28 protein-coding genes are annotated in these 25,057 nt (G+C 32.8%); 12 read left to right on the top strand and 16 right to left on the bottom strand.

Annotated features, from left to right (window positions below; all coding sequences use genetic code 11):
* Positions 1 to 80 precede the first annotated feature (80 nt).
* The 6 genes from LG651_RS14445 to LG651_RS14420 form a co-directional block, all read right to left on the bottom strand.
* Positions 81 to 1,412: a DUF58 domain-containing protein gene (locus tag LG651_RS14445; RefSeq protein ID WP_226696818.1), complete on the bottom strand. Its 1,332-nt coding sequence runs from the start codon at positions 1,410 to 1,412 to the stop codon at positions 81 to 83.
* A gap of 24 nt (positions 1,413 to 1,436) precedes the next feature.
* Positions 1,437 to 1,799, bottom strand: a complete 363-nt coding sequence (locus tag LG651_RS14440) for a DUF805 domain-containing protein (RefSeq protein WP_226696817.1) — start codon at positions 1,797 to 1,799, stop codon at positions 1,437 to 1,439.
* A 96-nt stretch (positions 1,800 to 1,895) separates the two neighbouring features.
* A complete protein-coding gene (locus tag LG651_RS14435; protein ID WP_226696816.1) occupies positions 1,896 to 2,948 on the bottom strand; it encodes an AAA family ATPase in 1,053 nt (350 codons plus the stop codon).
* Between the two features lie 2 nt (positions 2,949 to 2,950).
* Entirely contained in the window at positions 2,951 to 4,156 is a 1,206-nt protein-coding gene (locus LG651_RS14430; protein ID WP_226696815.1) for a DUF4350 domain-containing protein, read from the bottom strand.
* Complete coding sequence (locus LG651_RS14425) at positions 4,153 to 4,881, bottom strand: hypothetical protein (RefSeq protein ID WP_226696814.1); 729 nt, start codon at positions 4,879 to 4,881, stop codon at positions 4,153 to 4,155. The genes LG651_RS14430 and LG651_RS14425 overlap by 4 nt, the downstream gene beginning before the upstream one ends.
* Complete coding sequence (locus LG651_RS14420) at positions 4,868 to 5,866, bottom strand: stage II sporulation protein M (RefSeq protein WP_226696813.1); 999 nt, start codon at positions 5,864 to 5,866, stop codon at positions 4,868 to 4,870. Before LG651_RS14420 ends, LG651_RS14425 begins: the two co-directional genes overlap by 14 nt.
* 24 nt (positions 5,867 to 5,890) lie before the next feature.
* Here LG651_RS14420 and LG651_RS14415 point away from each other — a divergent pair, with 24 nt between their 5' ends.
* The 3 genes from LG651_RS14415 (at position 5,891) to LG651_RS14405 (ending at position 8,514) form a co-directional block, all read left to right on the top strand.
* Positions 5,891 to 6,610: an RDD family protein gene (locus LG651_RS14415; protein WP_226696812.1), complete on the top strand. Its 720-nt coding sequence runs from the start codon at positions 5,891 to 5,893 to the stop codon at positions 6,608 to 6,610.
* Positions 6,611 to 6,911: 301 nt separating this feature from the next.
* On the top strand, positions 6,912 to 7,517 hold the full coding sequence (locus tag LG651_RS14410; RefSeq protein ID WP_226696811.1) for a trimeric intracellular cation channel family protein: 606 nt from the start codon (positions 6,912 to 6,914) through the stop codon (positions 7,515 to 7,517).
* A gap of 124 nt (positions 7,518 to 7,641) precedes the next feature.
* On the top strand, positions 7,642 to 8,514 hold the full coding sequence (locus tag LG651_RS14405; protein WP_226696810.1) for a sugar phosphate isomerase/epimerase family protein: 873 nt from the start codon (positions 7,642 to 7,644) through the stop codon (positions 8,512 to 8,514).
* Between the two features lie 6 nt (positions 8,515 to 8,520).
* Here the strand turns inward: LG651_RS14405 and LG651_RS14400 are convergent, their stop codons facing one another.
* Entirely contained in the window at positions 8,521 to 9,213 is a 693-nt protein-coding gene (locus tag LG651_RS14400; RefSeq protein WP_226696809.1) for a peptidylprolyl isomerase, read from the bottom strand.
* Between the two features lie 2 nt (positions 9,214 to 9,215).
* Here LG651_RS14400 and LG651_RS14395 point away from each other — a divergent pair, with 2 nt between their 5' ends.
* The 5 genes from LG651_RS14395 to LG651_RS14375 all read left to right on the top strand — a co-directional run bounded on the left by LG651_RS14395 (position 9,216) and on the right by LG651_RS14375 (position 14,854).
* Positions 9,216 to 9,857, top strand: coding sequence for an NUDIX hydrolase (locus LG651_RS14395; protein ID WP_226696808.1), 642 nt, complete (start codon positions 9,216 to 9,218; stop codon positions 9,855 to 9,857).
* Between the two features lie 51 nt (positions 9,858 to 9,908).
* Positions 9,909 to 10,706: a lysophospholipid acyltransferase family protein gene (locus LG651_RS14390; RefSeq protein ID WP_226696807.1), complete on the top strand. Its 798-nt coding sequence runs from the start codon at positions 9,909 to 9,911 to the stop codon at positions 10,704 to 10,706.
* A 329-nt stretch (positions 10,707 to 11,035) separates the two neighbouring features.
* The gene (locus LG651_RS14385; RefSeq protein WP_226696806.1) at positions 11,036 to 11,884 is read left to right on the top strand and encodes a DUF418 domain-containing protein; all 849 of its coding nucleotides are present in this window, start codon (positions 11,036 to 11,038) and stop codon (positions 11,882 to 11,884) included.
* 80 nt (positions 11,885 to 11,964) lie between these two features.
* A complete protein-coding gene (locus LG651_RS14380; RefSeq protein WP_226696805.1) occupies positions 11,965 to 14,283 on the top strand; it encodes a type IA DNA topoisomerase in 2,319 nt (772 codons plus the stop codon).
* Positions 14,276 to 14,854, top strand: coding sequence for a pseudouridine synthase (locus LG651_RS14375; RefSeq protein ID WP_226696804.1), 579 nt, complete (start codon positions 14,276 to 14,278; stop codon positions 14,852 to 14,854). Before LG651_RS14380 ends, LG651_RS14375 begins: the two co-directional genes overlap by 8 nt.
* Before the next feature lie 149 nt (positions 14,855 to 15,003).
* On the opposite strand, the gene LG651_RS14370 is transcribed toward LG651_RS14375, so the two are convergent.
* The 8 genes from LG651_RS14370 to LG651_RS14335 all read right to left on the bottom strand — a co-directional run bounded on the left by LG651_RS14370 (position 15,004) and on the right by LG651_RS14335 (position 20,608).
* On the bottom strand, positions 15,004 to 15,639 hold the full coding sequence (locus LG651_RS14370) for a hypothetical protein (protein WP_226696803.1): 636 nt from the start codon (positions 15,637 to 15,639) through the stop codon (positions 15,004 to 15,006).
* A 4-nt stretch (positions 15,640 to 15,643) separates the two neighbouring features.
* Positions 15,644 to 16,138 (bottom strand): RNA polymerase sigma factor, encoded by a 495-nt coding sequence (locus tag LG651_RS14365; RefSeq protein ID WP_226696802.1) that lies wholly within the window; start codon positions 16,136 to 16,138, stop codon positions 15,644 to 15,646.
* A 134-nt stretch (positions 16,139 to 16,272) separates the two neighbouring features.
* Positions 16,273 to 16,638 carry a fluoride efflux transporter CrcB gene (gene crcB / locus LG651_RS14360; protein ID WP_226696801.1) on the bottom strand — a complete coding sequence of 122 codons (366 nt, stop codon included), beginning with the start codon at positions 16,636 to 16,638 and terminating at the stop codon, positions 16,273 to 16,275.
* A gap of 23 nt (positions 16,639 to 16,661) precedes the next feature.
* A complete protein-coding gene (locus LG651_RS14355) occupies positions 16,662 to 17,684 on the bottom strand; it encodes an SRPBCC family protein (protein ID WP_226696800.1) in 1,023 nt (340 codons plus the stop codon).
* A 358-nt stretch (positions 17,685 to 18,042) separates the two neighbouring features.
* Entirely contained in the window at positions 18,043 to 19,374 is a 1,332-nt protein-coding gene (locus LG651_RS14350) for a DUF5723 family protein (protein WP_226696799.1), read from the bottom strand.
* A gap of 30 nt (positions 19,375 to 19,404) precedes the next feature.
* A complete protein-coding gene (locus LG651_RS14345; protein ID WP_226696798.1) occupies positions 19,405 to 19,617 on the bottom strand; it encodes a hypothetical protein in 213 nt (70 codons plus the stop codon).
* 127 nt (positions 19,618 to 19,744) lie between these two features.
* A complete protein-coding gene (locus tag LG651_RS14340; protein ID WP_226696797.1) occupies positions 19,745 to 20,200 on the bottom strand; it encodes a T9SS type A sorting domain-containing protein in 456 nt (151 codons plus the stop codon).
* 225 nt (positions 20,201 to 20,425) lie between these two features.
* A complete protein-coding gene (locus tag LG651_RS14335) occupies positions 20,426 to 20,608 on the bottom strand; it encodes a hypothetical protein (RefSeq protein ID WP_226696796.1) in 183 nt (60 codons plus the stop codon).
* Between the two features lie 77 nt (positions 20,609 to 20,685).
* Here LG651_RS14335 and LG651_RS14330 point away from each other — a divergent pair, with 77 nt between their 5' ends.
* Entirely contained in the window at positions 20,686 to 21,072 is a 387-nt protein-coding gene (locus tag LG651_RS14330) for a nucleoside triphosphate pyrophosphohydrolase family protein (protein WP_226696795.1), read from the top strand.
* 86 nt (positions 21,073 to 21,158) lie between these two features.
* Here the strand turns inward: LG651_RS14330 and LG651_RS14325 are convergent, their stop codons facing one another.
* On the bottom strand, positions 21,159 to 22,217 hold the full coding sequence (locus LG651_RS14325; RefSeq protein WP_226696794.1) for a branched-chain amino acid aminotransferase: 1,059 nt from the start codon (positions 22,215 to 22,217) through the stop codon (positions 21,159 to 21,161).
* Between the two features lie 102 nt (positions 22,218 to 22,319).
* Between LG651_RS14325 and LG651_RS14320 the strand changes: the two genes are divergently transcribed.
* The 3 genes from LG651_RS14320 to LG651_RS14310 all read left to right on the top strand — a co-directional run bounded on the left by LG651_RS14320 (position 22,320) and on the right by LG651_RS14310 (position 24,826).
* Positions 22,320 to 22,823 (top strand): DUF4920 domain-containing protein, encoded by a 504-nt coding sequence (locus tag LG651_RS14320; protein WP_226696793.1) that lies wholly within the window; start codon positions 22,320 to 22,322, stop codon positions 22,821 to 22,823.
* 6 nt (positions 22,824 to 22,829) lie between these two features.
* A complete protein-coding gene (gene mnmD / locus LG651_RS14315) occupies positions 22,830 to 23,627 on the top strand; it encodes a tRNA (5-methylaminomethyl-2-thiouridine)(34)-methyltransferase MnmD (protein ID WP_226696792.1) in 798 nt (265 codons plus the stop codon).
* Positions 23,628 to 23,920: 293 nt separating this feature from the next.
* The gene (locus LG651_RS14310; protein ID WP_226696791.1) at positions 23,921 to 24,826 is read left to right on the top strand and encodes a TIGR01777 family oxidoreductase; all 906 of its coding nucleotides are present in this window, start codon (positions 23,921 to 23,923) and stop codon (positions 24,824 to 24,826) included.
* The last annotated feature ends 231 nt before the right edge of the window (positions 24,827 to 25,057 follow it).

The following is a 25,057-nucleotide window of genomic DNA, read 5'->3' as shown; positions in this document are numbered from 1 at the left end:
ACTTCAAATATCTAATGGAAAACCAGTATTTAATAATTACAATGACTCAATTGTAAAAATTATATGCTGAATTGTGAATTTTATAATAAACCACGTGCTTTAACTTCTAAATACTTGTTGATGGTATTAATGGTTAAATGTTCAGGAGAAGTTAAAATGGAGTGAATACCATATTTTTTTAGTTCGTTTACAATAAGGCGTTTTTCAAAGGCAAATTTTTCGGCAATAACTTTATCGTAAACTTGCTCAACAGTTTCGGCTTTGTTATTAATGAGTTCGTTTAACTCGGTATTTTTAAAGAAGATTACCACTAGTAAATGACTTTTAGCAATGGCTTTTAAATACGGTAATTGGCGCTCTAAGCCATCTAATGTTTCAAAATTAGTGTACAGTAAAAGCAAGCTACGTTGCTTAACGTGTTTTTTTAAATTGTTGTACAATCTACTAAAATCGGTTTCAAAATAATCAGTTTTTACATTGTAAAGCGATTCTAAAATAAGTTGCATCTGCGAATTTCTGCGCTCTGCAACTACCACGTTTTCTGTTTTTTTAGAAAATGAAAACATACCCGCTTTGTCTTGCTTTTTTAAAACTACGTTGCTGATAACTAAAGTGGCATTTATGGCATAATCTAAAAGGCTTAAACCATTAAAAGGCATTTTCATTACACGGCCTTTATCGATTATAGAATATACAGGTTGAGATTTTTCGTCTTGAAACTGGTTTACCATTAATTGGTTTTTCTTTGCTGTAGCTTTCCAGTTTATAGTGCGTAAATCGTCGCCTAAAACATATTCTTTTATTTGTTCGAATTCCATAGAATGCCCCAAGCGACGTACTTTTTTTAGGCCATATTCAAAGGAGTTTTTATTAATATTTAAAAGCTCAAACTTTTTTAACTGTTTAAAACTAGTGTAGGTTGGCACCATAGCATCGGCATTAAAAGTATAGCGTTTGGCTACAATTTTTAATGCGGAAGACGCGTAAACATTTAAACTGCCAAATTTATATTCGCCACGCTCGGTTGGTTTTAATTGGTAGTTTATGGTTTTTGTTTTTCGTGAAGCAATGTTGTCTTTTAATTTAAAGTCGCGTACTTGAAATTGCTCTGGTATTTCATCAATAATCTCTAAATTAATAGCAAAAGGGTAGTAGTTACTTAGGGTTAAGATCACCGAATTATTGTCGCCATTCGAGAATTTGTCTGGCAATTCTCGAGTGGCTTCAATTTTGTTTTTTCCTATAAAAACGATTAAAACATCTAAAACAAACAACACCACTAATGCCAAAATTAACAGTTGAGCTACGTTAAATAGCGACGGAATAAAATAACTTGCGGTAAATAAAACTACAATAGCAATTCCGGCGTAAAAAAAACGAGGTTGTATGTAAAAGGGTTTAAATAGTTTCAATCTGGAAATATTTTAAAAAATAATTTATTCTTCGATTTCAAGAGGTTTTCCAATCTCATTTATTTCATCAGTATTGCCTATACCTTTTGGATTTGGTCCGTATTGGTTTGTTCCATGTTCACCATCACCAAAAAGCATCCATAAACCATAAAATGGAATTAGTTGATACCAGCCACTATTACCACGATCGTGACAACGTTTTGCGCCTTGAGCGGTTAAAAACCACAATAATGGAATTAAGATAATTAATAAAATAATGCTTCCGGTGTCTCCCATTTGAGAAATTAATACTCCAGATAACATGTAAATTGCTAGATAAATAATGTAGCTAAGGCCGTACTCGGTGCGTCTTATACGTCCATCGTAAGAAAAAGGGTTTTTAAACATAATTGTATTGGTTTTGGTTATTAATTTATTTTAATCTCAGTCTCAGTATAAAATTTGGTTTTTACTTAATTATTTATTTATTGAAAAGCGGTTTAATTATCTTGGTATTTCAACCGTTTCAATAATTTGTTTTATTACCTGTTTACTCGTTACGCCTTCCATTTCGCGCTCTGGTGTAACAATAACACGGTGGTGTAATACTGGAATGGCAGCGCGTTTAATATCTTCGGGTGTTACAAAATCTCTACCACTCATAGCAGCAAAAGCTTTACTTGATTTTAAAATGGCAATAGATGCTCTAGGCGAAGCACCCAAGTATAAAAACGGATTGCTTCTCGTAGCCATAATTATTTGTGCAATGTATTTTAGCAAATGCGCTTCAACTAAAACTTGAGTTACTAAATGTTGATATTTTGCAATTTGCTCTGCGGTTAAAAACGATGTGATTTGATTGGTTTTTTCTTTGTCTTGTAGTTGATGCTCGCGCGATAAAATTTCAATTTCATCTTCTAAATCGGGATAATCAACATCTATTTTAAATAAAAAACGATCTAATTGCGCTTCAGGTAAGCGGTAAGTACCTTCTTGTTCTACTGGGTTTTGGGTTGCTAAAACCATAAATGGTGCATCTAATAAAAATTTATTACCATCAATAGTTATTTGCTGTTCTTCCATAACCTCAAATAGGGCGGCTTGTGTTTTTGCAGGGGCACGGTTTATTTCATCAATTAAAATCATATTTGAAAAAATAGGCCCTTTTTTAAACTCAAACTCCGAATTTTTTAAGTTAAAAACCGATGTTCCTAAAATGTCACTTGGCATTAAATCGGGTGTAAATTGTATGCGGCTAAACCCAACGCTTAACGATTTTGCTAGTAATTTAGCAGTAACCGTTTTGGCTACACCTGGAACACCTTCAATTAAACTATGGCCTTTAGCTAAAAGCGATGCAATAAGCATATCTACCATGTCTTTTTGACCAACTATAACTTTACCAACTTCTTGTTTTATCTTGGCTATACTTTGTTGCAGCTCGGTTAAATCTAAGCGGTTTTTAAACTCTATGTCGTTAGTGCTGTTCAAAGCGCTATCGTCGATAGACGACACAACATCTTCTGGTTTTTTAGGTATATCTTGATTGTCTTCCATAATTATTTTGTGTAAAATGCTTCAATTTGGCGGTTTAACTTAATTAAGTTTTCTTCAAAAAACTCATTTTTACTTCGTAACCAATTTATATAATCTATAAGTGGTTTAATGTCTTCTTTTTTCTTGCCCGTTTTAGCGCTTAATTTTGTTAAAAAAGCATCATCTAAAACAGTAGTATTTATATGATAATCGGTACGAATGCGTTCTAAAAAATAGGTGATTTTTTTATCGACTATATTTTTATAATCTTGAGTTTCTAAATATAAATTAGACACTGTTTTTACAAAACCAACTGTTGTGTTTTGTAGCGGTTTTATAATTTTAATGATGCGTTGGCGACGTTTAGCATTAAAAATCATGAATAAAATGCCAAAAATTATTGCGGTATACCAAGCCCATTTAAAAGCGGGTTGTTGTAAAAACCAACTTAAATTCGATTCTTTTTCTACATTGGCAGTGTAGCGCGTTTGCATTTTGGTATACGAATCGAAATAAATATCATCATCTGGTAAATACGATACTAAACCTTCAACGTATTTGTAGCGGTTGTTTTTTAAAATATTGTAATTGGTAAATACCTTGGGTTCGGTATGTAAAAATACTTGGCCTTTACCAAACGGTACTTTTATAAAATTAACAAAGTTTTTACCGATTTTAGAATGCCCTAAAACGCTGTGATTAATGCTGTCGAAATAAGAGAAATACTGCATAAAAGCACTTCTGTCGGTCTTTATATTTTTAATATCCAGATACTTTAAGGAGTGATAGGTAATGCTATCTTTTTCGTTATTTAAATAATCGATACTAACATCTAAAGTATCGTGAAACTTTTGCGGAAATACATAATCTGATAAAAAAAGTGTATTGCCATTATCAACAAAATTTAAAAGTTCGTCAATAGATTCTTCGCTTAAATAATCGGTATTACCAATTATAATGTAGTTTCCTTTTGCGGTATGGTCGCCGTAGCCATCCTCAGAATTGGCTTGTAAATAACTGTCGGGTTGATGGTAAATGGTTCTTATTTTACGGTCTTTAAATAAGTTGTTTAATTCTTTGTAAAAAATACTGGTGCCATAAGGTTTGTTACTTTTTTCGTTAAACGATTCTTCCCAATCTACGGTGCGCGTAACTTTTACGCTCATAAAAAATACGCCAACAATAATTATGGCCGCCAAAACAAATATTATTGGTAAGGCCTTTTTCATTTATTAATGGTGTTTAAAAGGGTTTCAAAATTATCTTTGGCTTTGCTGTATTGTGCTGTATTTACAGGAAATTCGCCATACCAAATGTAAGTGTACAAATAAGATGTGTATGAAAATTGATCACTAAATGGTTTTTCTAAAATTTCGTTATAATACTCGCTGTTAGTTTTGTCGTCTTCAAATTTTATGAAGTTTTTTAAACTCAGTTGTTTAAGAACTAACAAGTAATAATACCGAATAGCTAATCTGAAATTATTGTTGTTTTCAGCATTTTTTATAAGTGATTTTATATCGGCAGATTCAATGTTTTCGGCAGTGATATCTTCAGAAAAATTAACTTTTTTATGTTTTCTGGCCGTAAATAGGTTAGAGCCACCTTCGTTAACTAAAATATAAGCTAAAAATATAACCGCAAATGCAATGGCTATATAAAAGATTAAATTTAGAGGTTGTGTATTGAAGGATACCGAACTCGAGTCTTCTTCTATCTTTGTTTTTACTTTCTCTTTATTATATGCTTCGTATTCACCAGAACCAGATTCGGTATAACCAACAATTTCTTCGCCTTCATAATTAAATTTATCGCTGGAATAGCGCGATTTAAAATCCTCGTCAAATTTGCGTAACTGTTCTGGTTGCTGAATAATTTCAGAACAAAACAGCGGCTGAAAACTATGAAGCATCAACACACAAATAATTAAAGTATGTAATTTAAATAAATTCAAATGATGCGTTAGTTGTTTGGGGACTTTTAGTAATTTGTTTTTGAATTTTAAAAGGATAAATAAGATAGTAATATGAAATAAATCCTAAGGTTGATAAAATTATACCAACCGATAGCCAATGTGGCATAATGTTAGAATATCGTGTAATAAAGCCTTCTAAAAACCCTGCACAAAAGGTAAATGGGAAGGTGCTAATTAAAATTTTGATTCCGGTTTTTGCACCGAGCTTAAATGATGTATATCGCGAATGTGTATCTGGAAATAAAATGCTAGCACCTAAAATTAATCCAGCGGCGGCTTCAATAACTATGGCAAAAATTTCCATAGAACCATGAATCCAAATACCACGGACACTTTCCCAAAAAACACCTTTATCGTAAAAAAAGTATTGAAACGAACCTAACATTATACAGTTTTTAAACATAATATAAAGTGTGCCAATACCTAAAAATACGCCTAAAACAAAAGCAATAATACCTACCTTAAGGTTATTAATAGTTATACCAATAAAACTACCCCAATTACTTCCGCTTTTATACACGGCAACTGGGTCGCCAGCTTCAATGTTTTCCAACGACATATTTACATAGTGGTCGCCTAAAATAGAGCGTACAAATTCACCATCGTTAGCTGCAGCAATGGCGCCAATAAACGTAAATGCAAAAAATATAATAAAGGCAACATAAATAAACTTGCGGTATTGGTAGCAAATAAGCGGCACTTCGGTTTTCCAGAATCGAATTATACGATTGGTGTCTTCGGCTTTGGTTTTATAAATTTTTTGGTAGGCTTTCGCAGCAAGCTGATTTAAATAAGTAATAACCTTACTTTTAGGGTAATAGGTTTGCGCGTAAGCCAAATCGTTTATAACGTGAATGTATTGCGAGGCAAGTTCATCGGCATCTTTAAAATCATTATTAAAGATAGCTTTTTCAAAACTTAACCATTTTTCCTTATTTTGCTTAATAAATGCAACTTCCCTCATATAGATTATAAATTAAATTATAAAATGTCAGAGTTACAAATTAACACTACTCAAAATGTCAAAATTTCTTTCAATGCTGCAGGTGGTGGAGAACGTTTATTGGCTTTTGTTATAGATAATGCTATAAAAATCGGCTATATGCTACTTTTAAGTTATACTGTTGGCGCCTACCAAAACATGGATCAATGGTCGCAAATTGCTATAAACACTGTGTTAAGTTTTCCGGTAATGTTTTATACGTTGGCATTAGAGTCTTTTTTACAAGGACAAACAATTGGCAAACGATTGCTAAAAATAAAAGTGGTTAAAATAGATGGTTACCAAGCAACATTTTCCGATTATGCGGTGCGTTGGTTTTTTAGGGTAGTAGATGTTTATATTTTTGGTTTAGGCTTTTTTGTTATGCTTTTTAATAAAAAAACACAGCGTTTAGGCGACATGGCTGCAGGAACAGCAGTTATAGCGTTAAAAGATAAAGTTACCATAAAACACACTATTTTAGAAAACTTGTCTGAAAATTATAAGCCCACATACCCAACGGTTATAAAGCTATCCGATAACGATGCCCGAATAATAAAAGAAACGTTTATAACAGCAAAAGCATCAAAAGATTACCCAACGCTTATAAAATTACGTTCTAAAATTATGAGTGTAATGGAGTTAAAATCTATGAAACACAAATCGGATATAGAATTTATAGACGCTATTTTAAAAGATTATAACTTTTACACCCAAAATATGTGAGCAGAGAACCACATTTTTCAAGTGTAACGCAGAAAAATGTGTGTGAATCGCTCATCCCAAACTCGTTTTGGGATCTTTCAATAAAAGTAAGCATCAATAAAATATTAAGTTTCAAATCAATTTTAAAGATTTCAAGTGTAACGCAGAAAAATGTGTGTGAATCGCTCATCCCAAACTCGTTTTGGGATCAATTTCATTTAAACGCACAGAATAACTTAAATTACAGCTATTCTCTTTTCAAAACACAACAATCAAGAAACATTTTCCTTAGTTTAGCAACCTAAATAAACAACTAAACGCAATGTTTTATACCATCGATATTTTAGGCACCATTGCATTCGCAATTTCAGGCGTTTTGGTGGCCATGGATAAAAAAATGGATTTGTTTGGCATTCTTATAATTGCTTTTGTAACCGCCGTTGGTGGCGGTACATTACGCGATTTACTAATTGGAGACACACCAGTAAGTTGGATGAAAGACATCACGTACACCTACGTCATTATAGCATCAGCAATTTTTGCTATAACCTTTAAAAGCAAAATAAATTATTTGCGAACCTCACTGCTGTTGTTCGATACCATTGGTATAGGTTTGTACACCTTAATAGGTATAGAGAAAGGCATAAATGCCAATTTGCATCCCATAATATGTATAGCTCTGGGTACCATGACGGCGAGTTTTGGCGGTGTAATTCGCGATATTCTATGTAACGAAATACCTGTAATTTTTCGCAGAGAAACCATTTATGCAACCACTTGTATATTAGGTGGTGTGGTTTATTTTGTGCTTGGTCAATTACCAATAGACAGTAATATTGTGTATATTGTTTCGGGTTTTGTAATAATAGTAACGCGTTTATTAGCGGTAAAATTTAAATTCGCTTTACCTAACATTTATAAAAATTAAAATAATTTGGGCGTTACCCCGCTTTAGGCGTGGTCGGGCTTTCCGTTACAATCTTTTGCTTAGGCAAAAGGATTTTCACTACAATCCCTAACGCAATAACTAACTAAACATAAAATTTTTTAAAATGATTCAGCTTAAAAATCTCAAAGTACTTCTATTTATATTAGGTGTCAGCTTCAGTGTAAATAGTCAAGAAAATGTAATAAAAATAAACGAAGTTACACCATGGTGTATTATTGGGTTCGATTCAAAAGATAGAACTCCTGCCCAACGTATAGAGATGTTAAAACAATTTGGCTTTAAAAAATACGGATACAATCGTGGAAAAGCCGATTTTAGTTCCATGACCGAAGAATTTAAATTAGCCAAACAAAATAATATAGAAATTACATCGGTATTTTTATGGTTAAATGCTCAACGCGATACTATTGGTAAATTAAGCGAGGCAAACACATTACTTTTCAATCAATTAAAAAAAGCACCTTTTAAACCTGCTATTTGGGTAAGTTTTAGCGAGAATTTTTTCGAAGGTTTAAATCAAAATCAATCCATAAATCGTGCAGTAGCTATGCTGCAATATATAAAAGGCGAAGCCAATAAATTAGGATGCAAAATTGCATTATACAACCACGGAGGTTGGTTTGGTAACCCAACGAATTTGTTAGAAATTTTAAATACCTTAAACGATAAATCAGTTACGTTAGTTTATAACTTTCATCATGCACACCATCATTTAACTAATTTTAATGATACCGCAAAAAACATAACACCTTATCTATCTTATGTAAATTTAAATGGCGTTAAAAAAGGAGGACCAAAAATATTAACCATTGGCCAAGGTGATTACGAATTAAGTATGATTAAAGCGTTAATAAACGAAGGCTACCAAGGGCCTTGGGGTATTTTAGGTCATATAAAAACCGAAGATGTAGAGCAAGTTTTAAAAAGAAACCTTGAAGGTTTAAAACAAATAAACCAGCAATTAATAAAACCATAAAAACGGTTACTCAATAATTTCAACCTTTCTAATATAAACATTTTTATTAGGCCAATCGGCTTCATCGGTTTCAACTCTCGAAATTTTATCGGCAACCTCCATACCGCTAGTAACATGGCCAAAAACGGTATAATCGCCATCTAAAAAGTGCGCACCACCTTTTTGAGTTACTATAAAAAACTCGTAAGGCGAGGCTAATTTATAAGGATCTTCAATTTCGCTACTTGGCATCGATATAGCACCGCGGTTGTGTTTAAAACCTCGTTTGGTATCTGGTGGTAATAAATAAACGCCAATTTTGTTTCGTTTGTCTCGGGTTTTTGTATCGTCGCTGTTTCCTCCTTGAATTACAAAATTGTCTATTACCCTGTAAAACTGCGTGTCGTTAAAGTAGTTTTGTTTAGTTAAAAAAATAAAATTCGAGCGGTGGTATTTGGTTTCATCATAAAGTAAAATGTCAATATTGCCAAAATCGGTGTAAATACGCACTTTATTCTCTTTGTGTTTTTTGTCGTAATCCTGAAAAAAGTACATAGCGTTTTTCGTGGTTAATTTTTTGTAACCTGTATTTGTCGTTGTAGTTGAGTCTTTTTTAGTGGTTTCCTGTGCATTACTTTCAGAAGTTATTTTCTTTTTAGTTTTTTTATCTTCACAATTCAAAAAAATAAAACAGGCAAACAACAAATAGATAAAACGCATAAATGAATTTTGATGATTTTTTAATATTGCTTTCAAAAATAAAAAATAAAGACTTACCAGGCGAAGTATCGCATTTTAAAATGGTGCCTCCTTTTAGGCAGGAATTATTAAAAAAGCAACAAAACTCAATTAAAACAGCCAAAAAGGCTGGTGTTTTAGCATTGTTTTATCCAGATTTAAAGCATGAAACCAAATTTGTTTTAACGTTGCGTAAATCATATAAAGGTGTACATTCGGCACAAGTGTCATTTCCCGGTGGTAAATTCGAGCCCGAAGATAAAACTCTTGAAGAAACTGCTTTAAGAGAAACCCAAGAAGAAGTTGGTGTACCATTAAAAGATGTTACTATTGTAAAAAAAATATCACAAGTTTATATTCCGCCAAGTAATTTTTATGTTTATCCGTATTTAGGTTTTGTAAAAAAAATGCCTAATTTTATAAAAGAAGAAGCCGAGGTAGAAACCATATTAGAAATTAATTTAGAAGATTTGTTAAACGATAAACTATTGACAAGTAAAACTTTAAAAACATCCTACAGTAAATTGGTTGAGGTTCCGGCTTTTTATTTTAATCAGCACATCGTTTGGGGTGCTACCGCAATGATGCTTAGTGAAATTAAAGACTTAATTAAAGACAGCCTGTAATGGGTTTGTTTTATTACATTTGTAGCGCTAAATTAATTGAAGTGAGATTTTATGGGATTGTTTAAAGAAAATCCATTTGGGCATATATTATTTTTAAAAAAATGGCTTATTCGTATTTTGGGTGCCATTTCCCATAGGCGTTTTCGTGGCTTTAATGAACTGCAAATAGAAGGCTCTGAAATAATTAAAGATTTACCCGATAAAAATGTTCTTTTTATATCGAATCACCAAACATATTTTGCCGATGTGGTTGCCATGTTTCACGTTTTTAATGCAAGTTTAAGCGGACGCGATGATTCTATAAAAAACGTAGGGTATTTATGGAATCCTAAATTAAATATTTATTACATAGCCGCAAAAGAAACTATGAAGGCCGGCCTTTTACCAAAAATTTTGGCCTATGCAGGAGCAATTCCTATCGAGCGTACTTGGAGATCAGCAGGACAAGAAGTTAAACGTCAAGTAAAAATGAGCGACATATCCAATATAGGTAAAGCGCTCGACGATGGTTGGGTAATTACCTTCCCGCAAGGTACAACCACACCGTTTAAGCCTATTCGAAAAGGAACTGCGCATATTATAAAAAAATACAAACCCGTTGTTGTGCCTATAGTTATTGATGGATTTAGACGTTCTTTTGATAAAAAGGGACTTAGAATTAAAAAGAAAAATATCCTGCAAACTATGGAAATTAAAGCCCCATTGGATATTGATTACGAAAACGAAACAAACGACGAAATCGTTAAAAAAATAGAGTATGCCATAGAACAACACGCGTCTTTTTTAAAAGTCATTCCACAAGAGGAAATTGAAGAGCAAGAAAAATTAAATAAACTACGCGAATGGTAAATAACTTAAAGTTAGATAACAAGAGGTTACATGTTGTCGATGCTTTAAGAGGTTTTGCTGTATTTTTAATTTTTTTAGTACATAATATTCAAAAGTTTGGTGTTAATTTTCATGAACGAAGCAGTTATAAATGGTTAAATGTTTTAAATGATTACCTGGCCCAGTCTGTTTTTTTTCTATTTGGTAATAAGGCGTTTCAAATTTTTTCCTTACTTTTTGGTCTAACGTTTTTTATTCAAAAAACGCACTTGACATTCAAAAATATAAATCCGTACAAATTTTTTCTTTGGCGCTTTTTTTTACTATTCTGTTTTGGACTTTTTAATTCCATGTTTTATCGTGGAGATATTCTAGTCGTTTTTGCAATTTTAGGTGTATTACTTATACCGTTAAGCCAATTGAATTCAAAATGGATTTTATGCATTGCAGCTATACTAATTATTCAACCTTTGGAATTATTTAAATTAGCTGAAACATTTAAAACTGTAATAACTCCAATAAAAGAAGCTTTTGAGGTTTCAAATTATAACAGAAATTCTATTTTAAAATTTGGTTCGTTTTTGGATGTGCTGAAAGGCAATTTGCATCATAATAAAATTGCAAATTTAAAATTTAACATAAACTCGGGCAGAATGTCTATAATTCTGTCCATGTTTTTATTAGGTGTACTTTTCGGTAGAAAGCAGTTGTTTTTGCTCACTAAGCCTTCTTCAATAAGGTTCTGGAAAAAAGTATTGATATTTTCAACTGTTTTTTTTGTTCTTAGTTTTATGCTAAATAAGACGGAATTTTTAGCTTTTGGTTCATTAAAAACTCAAAACTATTTTAATTTAATTTTTACCATGTTACCAAATACTTTTTTTACATTTATATTGGTTGCTTCCTTTGTTCTGGTATTTAAAATGCAATTATTTAATAGGTTTTTTAAGCTATTTTCTTCGTTAGGCAAAATGAGTTTAACAAACTATATTCTACAATCAATTATAGGTGCTTTTTTGTATTATGGTTACGGTTTGGGTTTATATAGAATAACAGGCGCTTTAGAATCTATTTTAATAACTATTGTCGTATCGGTTTTAATGTCAATGTTTTCTAGGTACTGGCTAACAAAATATTCTAGAGGACCTTTAGAAACTATTTGGCATTTGGGAAGCTGGAAAATGTTTGATAAATCCTAGTTGATAACTCCTAATAAATCCTTTTTTTTTAACCTTTGAAAATTTCTATTTTGCAACGCTAATTTTTAAGTAAGTTTTAAATGAAAGTTTGCATAGCAGAAAAGCCAAGTGTAGCGCGCGAAATAGCATCGGTGTTGGGAGCAAATACCAAACGCGATGGCTACTTCGAGGGCAATGGTTATGCTGTAACTTATACTTTCGGGCATTTATGTACTCTAAAAGAACCTAACGATTATAAACCTTACTGGAAAAGCTGGGATTTAAATAACTTACCCATGCTGCCCGAAAAATTTGAAACTAAAGTAGTTTCAAATTCAGGGATACAAAAACAATTTAAAATAGTAAAATCCTTATTTGATAAAGCCGATGTGGTTATAAACTGCGGCGATGCTGGTCAAGAAGGAGAACTTATACAACGTTGGGTTTTAAATGAAGCTAATTATAAAGGCGAAGTACAACGTTTATGGATTTCTTCATTAACCACCGAAGCCATAAAAGAAGGCTTTAACAAATTAAAACCCGCAACCGATTACGATAATTTATATTACGCCGGTTTTTCCCGAGCCATTGGAGATTGGCTATTAGGCATGAATGCTACCAGATTGTACACTGTTAAACATGGTGGTTACAAGCAGGTATTATCGGTTGGGCGAGTGCAAACACCAACCTTGGCTATGGTAGTAAACAGGTTTAAAGAAATTGAAAATTTTAAACCACAACCCTACTGGGAATTACAAACCACTTATCGCGAAACACTTTTTAGCTACGAAGACGGCAGATTTACAAAAAAAGAAGAAGGTGAAGCGCTTGCCGCAAAGGTTAAAGAAAGCGATTTTACAATAGAATCTATCACCAAGAAAAAAGGAAAAGAATACGCACCAAAACTGTTCGATTTAACGGGGTTGCAAGTGTATTGCAATACAAAATTTGGACTTTCGGCCGACGAAACTTTAAAAATTGTACAGTTATTATACGAGCGCAAAGTAGTAACCTATCCAAGAGTAGATACAACGTTTTTACCTAACGATATTTACCCAAAAGTACCGGCAATACTTAAAAACTTAACTAATTATGCAAGTTTAACGCAACCACTTTTAGGTAAAAAAATAAAAAAATCGAGTAAGGTTTTTAATGATAAAAAAGTTACCGATCACCATGCCATTATTCCAACAGGAATGCAAACCCAGTTAAACCCTGTACAGCAGCAAGTTTACGATATTATTGTAAGACGTTTTATAGCCGTTTTTTACGACGATTGTACCGTAGCAAATACAACAGTTATTGGTAATGCAGCAGAGGTGCTATTTAAAACAACAGGGAAAGAAATTTTAGATAAAGGTTGGCGTGTCGTTTTCGACACTTCGTCTGCGCAGGGTGTGACAAACGATAAAACCTTGACATCATTTTCTAAAGGCGAAAAAGGGCCACACGAACCTTCGTTTTTAGAAAAAGAAACCAAGCCACCAAACCAGTTTACAGAGGCGTCCCTTTTAAGAGCTATGGAAACTGCAGGTAAACAAGTAGATGATGATGAGTTGCGTGATTTAATGAAGGAAAACGGTATTGGTCGTCCGTCAACACGGGCAAATATTATTGAAACTTTATTTAAACGCCAGTACATTAAACGTAATAAAAAACAAGTTTTGCCAACTGTAACAGGTATTGCTTTAATAGATACAATTCAAAATGAAATGTTGAAATCGGCAGAACTTACTGGGCAATGGGAAAAGCAATTAAAAGATATTGAAAAGGGCGAATATAGCGCTGCTGCTTTTATAAAAAATATGAAGCGTATGGTTGATGCTTTGGTTTACGAAGTACGAACCGAAACTAAACGCGCCAATATATCGCAAGCCAATGTAATTAAAAGCAGAAAGGCGAAAGAGACTAAGGTTAAAAAAGCAGGAATTACTTCTGAAACTTGTCCGAAATGCAAAAAAGGAACGTTGCTAAAAGGGAATTCGGCTTATGGGTGTACGCAGTACAAATCGGGTTGTAATTTTAAAATGCCTTTTAAGATTTACGATAAAAAAATATCGGAAAAGCAATTTATTAGATTGTTGCAAAAAGGAAGTACTGTAAATTTAAAAGGGTTTAAAACAGAAACAGGAACCGTTGAAGGCTTATTACGTTTTGATGATCATTTTAACTTGAAGTTAGAACCCAAACAAACTGGTGCTACAAAGACTACAGAAACTATAACTGAAGCTACGAATAATAATGCTTGCCCAAAGTGTAAAACGGGAAATATTGTTAAAGGAAAAACAGCTTACGGTTGTTCGGCTTACAAATCGGGTTGCGATTTTAAAGTAACTTTCGATGTGGTTAAAGCTAAAATTAATGGCCAAAAACCAACCAAGGAGTTGGTTTATAAAATTCTGGGTGAAGCTTATGTGTAAACATAGGCATTTTATTATTTATAAACCGTACCGCTTTTTAAGTCAGTTTAAAAGCAACGACTCCAAACAACAAAAAAAACATTTTTTAGGTGAATTACATGATTTTCCTGAAGGCACCATGGCGATTGGGCGTTTAGATGAAAAATCGGAAGGTTTGTTGTTTTTAACCACTAACGGACAAACAAGCGATTATATAAATAGCCAAAAAGTAGAGAAGGAGTATTACGCTCAAGTTGATGGGGACATAACTCTTGAAGCTATAGAACAATTAAAACAAGGTGTAGAAATTGGTTTTAATGGTAGAAAGTATAAAACAAAACCCTGTAAAGTGTTTAAATTAGATGTTTTACCAGAACTGCCTGAAACAACGCAGAAAATACGTGATGATAGGCATGGACCAACCAGTTGGATTTCGGTAACGTTAAACGAAGGCAAGTTTAGGCAGGTACGAAAAATGACCTCGGCTGTGGGGTTTCCTACACTGCGTTTAGCTCGTGTGCGTATTGGTGATGTTTTAGTTGGTAGTATGCAACCTGGTGATGTTATTGAGGTTAGCAAACTATTGCGTTAGGGATTGCAGTGAAAATCCTTTTTGCGAATGTTTGCAACGAATTCTCGAAAATAAAAAATTAATGTTTTTTAAGGTGAAAAAATTAGAAAACATGAAATAGCTTCGCAAAAAGATTGTAACGTAAAGCCCGCCCGAACGCCCAAAAATAATTAACTGTCTAACTGCTTTAATTCGTTGTAATTTCGGTTTAAACGTTTTAATAATAAGCCGTAAATAAGTTTGTAAAACAGCCAAATAATACAAACGAAAATAAGGATAACAACAATAATTACAGAATATAAAGCAACTAGTTGCCCATTGTTTAGGTGAGTTATTTTTTCGGTTAGGTTAACATCGTTATGAAGGACATAATAAAACCCAATGGTTAGCGAAACCGCTGCCATTACTAGGTTGTAAAGCACGTAATACTTAATTATTTTACGTGTTTTTAAAATGTTTTCCATGAGTTTTTTTGCCGAATCGGTAACCGAAATAGATTGGTAGGATTTGTATAGCAAGTATATAAAAACCAAGATAATACCGTAGGTTAAAAAGGTTATTGCGGTAAGCAAAGTATCGTTTTGGTAAAGTGCTTCGAGTTTTTGTTTATGCTCATCGGAGTAAAAAACAGGAATGGCATTAATTAATAACCAAAATATAAGTTCGGCAATGCTAATGTAAAATAAGGTCTTAACTATGGAAGACGATTTTTTATGCAGCATGGGGTAAATATCGTTTACCGATAGTTTTTTATGTTCGGGTTGGGTGGTGTTCCAACTTTTCTTTAATAAATCTAATTCATCCATAGTTTTACGGATTTAAAATGGCTTTTAGCTTGGTTTTTATTCGGTTCATTTTCACTCTGGCATTCACTTCGCTAATTCCTAAAGTTTGGCTTATTTCTCGGTAATCTTTGTCTTCTAAATACAAGAATACGAGCGCTTTTTCAATGTCGTTTAGTTTGTGTACAGCTTTGTATAGTACTTTTAGTTGTTGTTCTTCGGTATCATCATAATCTTCTGCTTTTATTTTAAATTCTACACCTTCGTAAGCTTGGGTAGAAATTTGTCTTTTCGATTTTCTGTAAAGTGTTATTGCGGTGTTTAAACCAACACGGTACATCCAGGTGCTAAATTTTGCGTCGCCACGAAATTTAGGATAGGCTTTCCAAAGTTGTATGGTTATTTCTTGAAATAAATCGTTATGTGCGTCGTAATTATTAGTATAAAGTCTGCAAACTTTATGCACTATATTTTGATGTTTTTCAAGTAATTCTACAAAACTATGTTCGAGTTCGGTTTTCAAATTGATGGTTTAGTTACTTATATGTAGAAGGCATTACAAATATGTTACACTTTTTTACAAGATATTTTTTTAAATCGAACAGTTAAGTTTTAAGGTTTTGGTTTTTAGGTGCTTATGTTTTTTTGGTTGACGTGTTATTTCGCTAAGAACATACCTAAAAATACTGCTAAAAAGCCAAGAACAAAACTTGTAATGGTATAAACGGCAAAACTTGTAAAGTCGCCCGATTTTAAAAATATATGGTTTTCGTAAGCAAATGTTGAAAAGGTTGTAAATCCGCCGCAAAAACCTGTGGCTAAAAGTAGGGTTTGGTTTTGCGATAGCGAGTTGTTTTTTAATGCTAAACCTAAAATTAAACCTATTAATAAACTGCCTATAATGTTGGCTAAAAAAGTGCCATAAGGAATGCCGGTATTGGCATTGTTTAAATACTTGCCAATTAGGTAGCGTAACACACTACCAAAACCGCCGCCAATAAATACAAGTAAAAGCTGTTTCATTTTAAGTTTACTTGTTAACTATGTTATTTTATTGGAATATAAATTTCAGTAATCCAGTTTGCCGGATTTGGAAAATCTCCAGGATCGTTTGTGTAAATTTCGAAGGGAGGAATAGCAGCTTGTTCTAAGTTGTTTTTAGCTAAATATTGCATGGTTTGCTCCCAAGCTTTTGGTAAATTAGTGTAGTTACCTTTTAAAGTGGTTTTTACAACTTTTGTTTTAGGAATATAACCGCACAGTATTTGTCCGTCGCCTGTTGGGGTAACTTTATTTAAAACCGGAATGGCGTTACTCATAATAATGCCACCGTTTTCTGGATTCATGTCATTATAAATAGTAAAAGGCATACCAGAAGCTACTATATTGTTTTGAGCCATGTAACTCATTATCTCACCAAATTGTTTTCCTATTATTTTACTAATGTTTTCTTTTGTAGCCGAAGTGGTTTTATACATGTAAAATCCACCACCGTATTCTGAAATTCCATCAATTTTTATAGTGAATTTTTTCATTTCGGCAGTAACAATACTATCTAATTTAAATAAACCGCGATCGAAATCGGGACTTGTGTTTTCTTCAATAGAACCTGCAAAGGTTGTGTACATTTTTGTCATAAAATCTTGCTTGCCACTCATGGCCCAAGTTACTTTGGTGCCCTCGTTGGTGTTCTCGAACGTCCAATTAATGTCAGATTCAGACTCGAAAGGTTTTATAAAAAATATTTTTTGATTGATAGATTTGTTTTGTTCTACGCTTAATGTTTTCATGCCACCTTCGCCTAAAATATTACCGTTCCAGGCATAACTAGCGTTAACGCCAGATGTTGTGTCGCCATATGTTAATTTGGCTTCAGGTTCATGTTCAATCCAAGGAGAAAAACTAGGCCAACTTTTAAAATCGTTTATTTTGTTAAAAAGGAGGGATTTAGGAGCATTAATAATACGACTTCTAGAGAAGCTAAAGCTATTTGGTTGTACAGCAATATATATGGCAAGACCGATTATTACTATTAAAAGTAAGAATAATATGTATTTTAATGCTTTCATTAATATAGGTTTGAGAGTTAAACATATCAAATATAATCAAATAATAAATATTTAATTAGTTTACCTATATTATTCAAAAATGAATTAGAAAGAGAAAAGATAATTAAGGCTCCGTTCGCTTATTAACGCTAAAAAATAACAGTAATAAATTAACTACGAGAAGCACGCTAATGAGTAATAAGATTTTCATATTTTTTGGATTGGTTATCTAATAGATACATAAACATAAAAAAGGTTGCGTGTAAATATTAAGTTTTTTTAAAGCTTCGATGTTATTTTAAATGTTTAAAAGAAAACCCTCGGTTTGGAGGGTTTTCGTCCCCAATAAATTAAAAAATGTGACTAACTTCTTTTAAAATTATTGATATAAAGGAATTTTTAATCCTAAATAGATATCGGTTGTTTTTGTAGATTCTGAAATTAAATTAGAAATAATGGATCCAGAACCAACCATTAAGGGGCCTAAACGCATACCAGCACCCCAAGCAAAATCCCCATATTGGCGCATGCTAACAGGCGAGTATAAACTAAACCATTTTGTTTCTAACCTTGGTGATAAAGTTGCAGAATTAATTATAGAATTGGCAAACATGCTATTGTCTTTTACTAACGACATGTTACCTTGTAAACTAACATAAAGTTTTCCTGCTAAATGATAATCGACTAACAAATGGAACGCTGTTGGTAATTTTATTTTCTGATTTACGATAGATTCTGTGCCGGTATAATTGTTTTCTAAAAACGCCTCAATGTCTTCTTCATCTTCTAAAGTTGACGCATCAACTGTAGCGTTCATGTTATAAGTAGTTACAGAAGCATCTTTATAGTTTACAGAACCAATATCGGTTATTGAAGCTCCAATTTTGAACTTGTATTTGTTGTGTTTTCTTGTAAGCGAATCGGTTGTGGTTGGTCTAAATTCGTAAGTAAAACCAATATCGGCGCCAAAGCCTTGCGTTAGGTTTTCAAAGTTAATATCGTCGTTATCGAAATCTTCCGAAGTACCATAAATTAATTGTCCGGTAGTTGTTAATGTTTCGTTTGCAGCATCGTAATTACCCGTTAAATTAGGGCTGTTAATGTAGATACTTCCAGCTCCTTGAAGGTATTTTAATGTGGCACCGGCTTTTAAAAAGTGTTTTTCGGTATTTACAATTTGGCGTCCGTAAACAAGGCCAATTTCTGCCCAAGCATGAATTGTTCCAGATAAATTCTCTTGGTTAAAATTGAAGTCTTCATCTGAATCGAAATCTTCCGAAAAATTTTCAAAAAGTTCACCGTTTATATTATTTATGTTCATTAAAGTTCGTACCCTTGTAACAAATCCTACGCTGCTTTTAGGTGATAAATTAAACATAAACGACGGGCCTAAAATATCAGCATTTACAAAAAAGTGGTTGGCATCTGTTGGGAATTTTTCAGCATCCGTTTCAAAATCAAATCCTTCATCGGAGTTTATAATATCGCTTACACTTATTCCGAAGTAATCGCTTCCTCCAAAAGCACTTACCGAAAGTAAATTTATATCGGCTTTAAAGCGCGAATCGAATACATTTGAAGGGTTGGAAATTAAGGATTGAATTCCCGCATAATTATCGACAGTGTTGCCAACATAACTTTGAGCATTTAAATTTAACGCATAAGCCAATATAAAAAGGCATAATAATTTAGTAGAAAATTGAATTTTCATAATAAGGTGTTAGAATTAAAATTGAATTGGTTAATTATTTATTTCGGGAATTGTATTACAGTCCTGTACTAATATTAATGCCATTGAGGCATTTTTATGTTCAATATTAATTTTTGAAACCAGTTTAGAAAATACTGCCGTTTGAATTTTGGTTTTTTCTGAGGTGGTATTTTGGTTATGACTACAAAGCACCAAGGGTGAGCATAGCAAAACTACCTGAAAAATAAATTTAAATTTTTTCATGTTGTAAGAATAATTGATTAATAGCTACTCAAAATTAAGGGTTTAAGCCTAAAAAAAAATACCCATGATTGGGTATTTTTTGTGCGTTTATCGAAAAAAAACATCGATAAACGGTATTTGTTTGTGTTTACTGTTTAATTATACGTGTAGTAGTCGTTTCATATTCTGATGAAACGTTTAACATATACATACCGGCGTTAAAGTTGCTAATATCTATTAGGTTTATAGTGCTGTTTAGTTTTAAACGTAATAATTCTTTTCCCGAAATATCTGTTAATCGAGCTTCTCCAGATTGGGTTTTATTAAGTTTTATGTGTAACCAATTTGCAGTTGGGTTAGGGTAAATACTAAACGGGTTTTCTGTGTTTTTTTCAACAGATAATGTACCAATATTTAGTGTAATGGTTTGGCGCTCTATAACCATATTAGGTAAGTCGGTATTTGTTATTTCGCAATGGTAAATGCCACTATCGCTAGTTTGAGCGTTATTTATGGTATAAGAATTTGAATTTGCACCAGAAATAGCAACCCCATCCTTAAACCATTGGTAGTTATTATCGGCAAGTTGGTTTTTAGTTTGCATAGATTTTGATGTGGTACTAACATCGGTAAGTGTTAAAGTAATATCGTCGCCAATACTAGCCTTGGTTTCTAGTGCTTCATCAACTGTAAACTAATACAAGTTATATTAAGCATTTAAGTTAGAAACCAATTCTTTGAAATGCGTAAAAAATAGACGAAATACAGAAAAAACCGAAGTAAGGTGTTTTTTGTGAATTTAGATTGTAAAATAAAGGTTATAAGTAAGTTACAATAAAAATTTAATCGCAGAGATTAAACCTATAAATGCAATAAAAGCCAAAAGCACCCAAAAACTGCCTTTATAAAAACGTTTATGGATTTTAATATCTTTTCTGTATTGGTAACCAACAATTACAGCAAAAACCACAAAAAATAAAACCCCAAAAACTATTTGACCGTTACTAAACATATAAGTATTTTTATGCAAATTTAAATAAAACAAGATGAGATTTCCGCCTTAGCGGAAGTGAAAAATTAAAATTATTTATGAAAGATAAAATAGAGGCCGTAAAGGCATTTCATACGGCATTTAAAATAGGACACAGAGAAACTCCAAAAGCCAATTTAGGAGAAGCTAAAAACACCTTACGATTTAATTTAATGAAAGAGGAGAACGAGGAGTATCTTGAAGCAGCGCAAAATGACGATTTAGTTGAGGTTGCCGATGCCTTGGGCGATATGTTGTACATTTTATGCGGTACAATAATTGAGCACGGTATGCAACACAAAATAGAAGAGGTGTTTGCCGAAATTCAAAGTAGTAACATGAGTAAATTGGGCGAAAACGGCGAACCTATTTATCGAGAAGATGGTAAAGTGCTAAAAGGCCCAAATTATTTTAAACCTAATATTAAAGCCATTTTAGAAAAGTAAAATTGAACATATTGTTATGCTTAGCTTGTTCAGCATCTCAAAAATATAGTGCAATAAAAAAGCAGCTAATTTAGCTGCTTTTTTTATTATTTAACTTGTACTCTCCAACCAAAAGGATCATCCGTTTTATTGGTTTGTATATCGGTGATGCGTTTCTTTAAAAAGCTAGCATAAGTATTGTCTAATTTTGGTAAATCGTAATCTTCACCTTTATAGCCAAAACCAGAAATTGGCGAAATTACCGCAGCTGTACCTGCGCCAAACATTTCTTTTAAATTGCCGTTTTTGGCAGCTTCAACAACTTCGGCTACTTTAAGTGGTCTAACTTCAACGTTTATGTTTTCAGTTTTAGCCAATTCAATAATACTTTTACGCGTAATACCATCAAGAATACGGTCGCTTGTAGGGCCAGTAATTAAAGTGTCGTTAATACGAACAAATATATTCATGGCGCCAGCTTCTTCAATGTATTCGTGTGTGTTATCGTCTGTCCAAATAACCTGTTGATAACCTTTTTCTACAGCTAGTTGTGTTGGGTAAAATTGTCCAGCATAATTACCACCAGCTTTGGCGTAACCAACACCACCATTAGCAGAACGCGAATATTTTTCTTCAATTAAAACACGAACTTCACCAGAGAAATAAGAGCCTGAAGGCGCTGTAGCAATAATAAATTTGTATTGATTAGCTGGTGAAGCATGAAAACCTACACCTGAAGCAAATACAAACGGCCTAATGTAAAGCGAGCTACCATCTTGTTTTGGTATCCAAGCTTCATCAACCTCTAAAAGTGTTTTTAAACCATCCATAAAATAGTCTTCTGGTAACTCAGGAATGGCTAAACGTTTTGATGATATGTTTAAGCGCTTAAAATTATCTAAAGGGCGAAACAATAAAATATTGCTGTCGGCATCTTTATAGGCTTTCATACCTTCAAAAACCGATTGCCCATAATGGAAAATTTTAGAAGCAGGATCTAAGCTAATTGGAGCATAAGGCACGACCTTTGGTGCTTGCCATTTACCATCTTTAAAATCGCATTCTAACATATGATCAGAGAATACGCTTCCAAATTTTAAATTATTAAAATCTACTTCGTTTATTTTAGAGTTTTTTGTTTTTATAACCTCTATTGCGTTCGTCATAGCGTTCATAGCTTAAATAGTTTGAATAACAAATTTAGTTAAAAACGTTTTTAAAAAAGCGCTATCTTTACATAAATTAAATAAAATTGAAAAATTTATAACATGTCATACTTTAGACTATTAATAATTTGCGTTTTAGTGTTAATTTCTTGTAAGAATAAAAGTGAAGAAACAACAAAACAAGATAGCCAAACACCAGTGGTAACTTATACGTCGTTTGGAAAAGAAATTATTGCAGATGATGCCATATCGAGTAAATCAATGGCACAACACTACCAAACCATGCAAGTTGGAGATAGTATAAATAGTAAAATGATAGCTAAAGTAACCGATGTTTGTCAGGCAAAAGGCTGTTGGATGACTTTAAATTTGCAAGGCGATGAAGAAGTTATGGTGAAATTTAAGGATTACGGTTTTTTTGTGCCTAAAGATATTTCTGGTAAAGATGTTATAGTAAACGGAAAAGCTTTTGTTAGCGAAATTTCTGTTGAAGAACAACAACATTATGCAAAAGATGCTGGTAAAACCGAAGAAGAAATAGCTTTAATTACAGAGCCTAAAAAAACATTGTCTTTTGAAGCCGATGGCGTCTTAGTTTTACAATAGTAAGTTTTGAAACGCGAAATTATAATAACCGCCGATGGTTCAACAACCATTCATATCCCAGAATGGAACGAGCAATACCACTCCAAACATGGCGCCATAAAAGAAGCCTATCATGTTTTTATTAAGCAAGGCTTAAAGTACTTTCATGATAAATATTGGCATTCTGAACGCGTTTCAGAATCTCACGATATCGATGTCATTCAGAGCGCAGCAGAGTTTTACTTAAAAGAAGATGGTGTCACTCCGAGCGCAGTCGAGGAGCATAAAAAAATAAACAACTCCGTTTCTATCCTAGAAATTGGTTTCGGTACAGGCCTAAATGCCTTCATAACCCTTTTTGAAGCTGAAAAATTAAACTTAAAAATAGATTATTTTGGTGTTGAAGGTTATCCAGTTGCGGTAAATGAAGTTGAAAAACTTAATTATGCTAAAGAAATTCAGCAATCCGAAGAAATTTTTAGAGAAATACATAAAGTGTCTTGGGAAGAAAAACATAACATTACACCATATTTTTCATTAGTAAAGCAAGAAAAATTTTTTGATGCCATTGAAGATGAAAACGCCTTTAATATCATTTATTTTGATGCATTTGGAGCTCGTGTTCAACCTGAATTGTGGACAGAAACAATATTTCAAAAAATGTATAAAGCTTTAAAAAATAATGGTGTTCTAGTAACTTATGCAGCAAAAGGAAGCGTGCGTAGAGCGATGCAGGCGGTAGGCTTTTTAGTAGAAAAACTTCCCGGTCCTCCCGGAAAACGTGAAATGCTGAGGGCAACGAAGCATTCACGCCGAATACCATGAAAGCGCTAAATGCTAAGGGCAACGAAGCATTCACGCTGAATCCATGAAACGCTAAATATAGACAGCAACCATGTTTTTTTAATTGAGTTAGTAGTTAAAATCAAATAATCTGCGTGTTTTTATAAAAACCTTGCTCGCAAGTTTGCCTTGTGGTATTTAATACAAACTCGTGGTGTTATATTTTAATTATTTCATTTTTTAGCTAATAATTTCAGCATAAATTAAATTGTTAAACCTTCATTAAAACAAAAGGAAGAGCCTATACTTTTTCGTAATTTTAATAAAAAAAGAATATGCGAGTTTTAATAACAGGGGCAACGGGTTTGGTTGGAAGCGAAATTGTAAAACTTTGTAAAGAAAAAGAAATTGCAGTAAATTATTTAACTACAAATAAATCTAAATTAGAGCGAAACACCAATTATCAAGGATTTTATTGGAATCCTTCAAAAGGAGAAATAGACGTTAATTGTTTAGAGCAAGTGGACACTATAATTCATTTGGCTGGGGCAAATATTGCTAAACGATGGACCACTGCAAACAGAAAAATAATTCTAGATAGCAGAACACAATCTGCTAAATTATTATTTGAAACTTTAAAAACAGAAAAACATCAAGTCAAGCATTTTATTTCGGCAAGTGCCATTGGTATTTATCCAGATTCTTTAACAAATTATTACAGCGAGGATGATAAAAATGCTAATACTACTTTTTTAGCAAAAGTGGTAACAGCTTGGGAAGCATCGGCAAATGCATTTAAAACCTTAAATATTAACGTTGCAAAAATTCGAATTGGTTTGGTTTTAGCTAAAAATGGAGGTGCTTTAGTGCAAATGGTTAAACCTGCCAAATACGGGTTGTCGGCACCTTTTGGAATAGGTAAACAGTGGCAATCCTGGATTCATATTACAGATTTAGCACGATGTTTTATGTATGTGTTAAAATATAAATTAGATGGCGTTTATAATGCTGTGGCACCAAACCCAGTAACAAATAAAGAGCTAACTAAAACAATTGCTAAAACTTTAGAAATGCCTTGTTTTTTACCAGGAATTCCAAAGATAATTATGAAATTGGCTTTGGGAGAAATGCATATTATCTTATTCGAAAGTCAGCGTGTAAGTGCGAAAAAAATGGAAAATAAGGGGTTTAATTTTAAGTACAATTATTTACAACCAGCATTAAGTAATATCTTAAGTTAAGCCGTTTTTCTTTTTTAATATGAAAGAATCATAACAAGATCATATTATAAAGATTATGACGATTTAGTTATTTCTTATAAAGCCAGAAAAGAGTCTAGACGTTTTAATAACGCATGTGATGCAGTTTAGCTAAAATTTCTAAAACCAATACTGAATAAATTGTTAATTATCCTATTTTAAAATCGCTTAATTTGGAAATTTTAAAGTTTTTAAACTCGGTTGAAGGCTTTT

The organism is Neotamlana sargassicola (assembly GCF_020523965.1).
Classification (GTDB): domain Bacteria; phylum Bacteroidota; class Bacteroidia; order Flavobacteriales; family Flavobacteriaceae; genus Neotamlana; species Neotamlana sargassicola.
The sequence above is the reverse complement of the archived record's forward strand: the minus strand, read 5'-3'. Positions and strand labels throughout refer to the sequence as shown.

What these genes read in the sequence shown, in the direction of transcription:
- LG651_RS14440 (WP_226696817.1), bottom strand. Translation starts at nt 1,799, where the DNA reads ATGTTTAAAAACCCTTTTTCTTACGATGGACGTATAAGACGCACCGAG.
- LG651_RS14435 (WP_226696816.1), bottom strand. Translation starts at nt 2,948, where the DNA reads ATGGAAGACAATCAAGATATACCTAAAAAACCAGAAGATGTTGTGTCG.
- LG651_RS14430 (WP_226696815.1), bottom strand. Translation starts at nt 4,156, where the DNA reads ATGAAAAAGGCCTTACCAATAATATTTGTTTTGGCGGCCATAATTATT.
- LG651_RS14420 (WP_226696813.1), bottom strand. Translation starts at nt 5,866, where the DNA reads ATGAGGGAAGTTGCATTTATTAAGCAAAATAAGGAAAAATGGTTAAGT.
- LG651_RS14415 (WP_226696812.1), top strand. Translation starts at nt 5,891, where the DNA reads ATGTCAGAGTTACAAATTAACACTACTCAAAATGTCAAAATTTCTTTC.
- LG651_RS14410 (WP_226696811.1), top strand. Translation starts at nt 6,912, where the DNA reads ATGTTTTATACCATCGATATTTTAGGCACCATTGCATTCGCAATTTCA.
- LG651_RS14405 (WP_226696810.1), top strand. Translation starts at nt 7,642, where the DNA reads ATGATTCAGCTTAAAAATCTCAAAGTACTTCTATTTATATTAGGTGTC.
- LG651_RS14400 (WP_226696809.1), bottom strand. Translation starts at nt 9,213, where the DNA reads ATGCGTTTTATCTATTTGTTGTTTGCCTGTTTTATTTTTTTGAATTGT.
- LG651_RS14395 (WP_226696808.1), top strand. Translation starts at nt 9,216, where the DNA reads ATGAATTTTGATGATTTTTTAATATTGCTTTCAAAAATAAAAAATAAA.
- LG651_RS14390 (WP_226696807.1), top strand. Translation starts at nt 9,909, where the DNA reads ATGGGATTGTTTAAAGAAAATCCATTTGGGCATATATTATTTTTAAAA.
- LG651_RS14385 (WP_226696806.1), top strand. Translation starts at nt 11,036, where the DNA reads ATGTTTTATCGTGGAGATATTCTAGTCGTTTTTGCAATTTTAGGTGTA.
- LG651_RS14380 (WP_226696805.1), top strand. Translation starts at nt 11,965, where the DNA reads ATGAAAGTTTGCATAGCAGAAAAGCCAAGTGTAGCGCGCGAAATAGCA.
- LG651_RS14375 (WP_226696804.1), top strand. Translation starts at nt 14,276, where the DNA reads ATGTGTAAACATAGGCATTTTATTATTTATAAACCGTACCGCTTTTTA.
- LG651_RS14370 (WP_226696803.1), bottom strand. Translation starts at nt 15,639, where the DNA reads ATGGATGAATTAGATTTATTAAAGAAAAGTTGGAACACCACCCAACCC.
- crcB (WP_226696801.1), bottom strand. Translation starts at nt 16,638, where the DNA reads ATGAAACAGCTTTTACTTGTATTTATTGGCGGCGGTTTTGGTAGTGTG.
- LG651_RS14355 (WP_226696800.1), bottom strand. Translation starts at nt 17,684, where the DNA reads ATGAAAGCATTAAAATACATATTATTCTTACTTTTAATAGTAATAATC.
- LG651_RS14350 (WP_226696799.1), bottom strand. Translation starts at nt 19,374, where the DNA reads ATGAAAATTCAATTTTCTACTAAATTATTATGCCTTTTTATATTGGCT.
- LG651_RS14345 (WP_226696798.1), bottom strand. Translation starts at nt 19,617, where the DNA reads ATGAAAAAATTTAAATTTATTTTTCAGGTAGTTTTGCTATGCTCACCC.
- LG651_RS14340 (WP_226696797.1), bottom strand. Translation starts at nt 20,200, where the DNA reads ATGCAAACTAAAAACCAACTTGCCGATAATAACTACCAATGGTTTAAG.
- LG651_RS14335 (WP_226696796.1), bottom strand. Translation starts at nt 20,608, where the DNA reads ATGTTTAGTAACGGTCAAATAGTTTTTGGGGTTTTATTTTTTGTGGTT.
- LG651_RS14330 (WP_226696795.1), top strand. Translation starts at nt 20,686, where the DNA reads ATGAAAGATAAAATAGAGGCCGTAAAGGCATTTCATACGGCATTTAAA.
- LG651_RS14325 (WP_226696794.1), bottom strand. Translation starts at nt 22,217, where the DNA reads ATGACGAACGCAATAGAGGTTATAAAAACAAAAAACTCTAAAATAAAC.
- LG651_RS14320 (WP_226696793.1), top strand. Translation starts at nt 22,320, where the DNA reads ATGTCATACTTTAGACTATTAATAATTTGCGTTTTAGTGTTAATTTCT.
- LG651_RS14310 (WP_226696791.1), top strand. Translation starts at nt 23,921, where the DNA reads ATGCGAGTTTTAATAACAGGGGCAACGGGTTTGGTTGGAAGCGAAATT.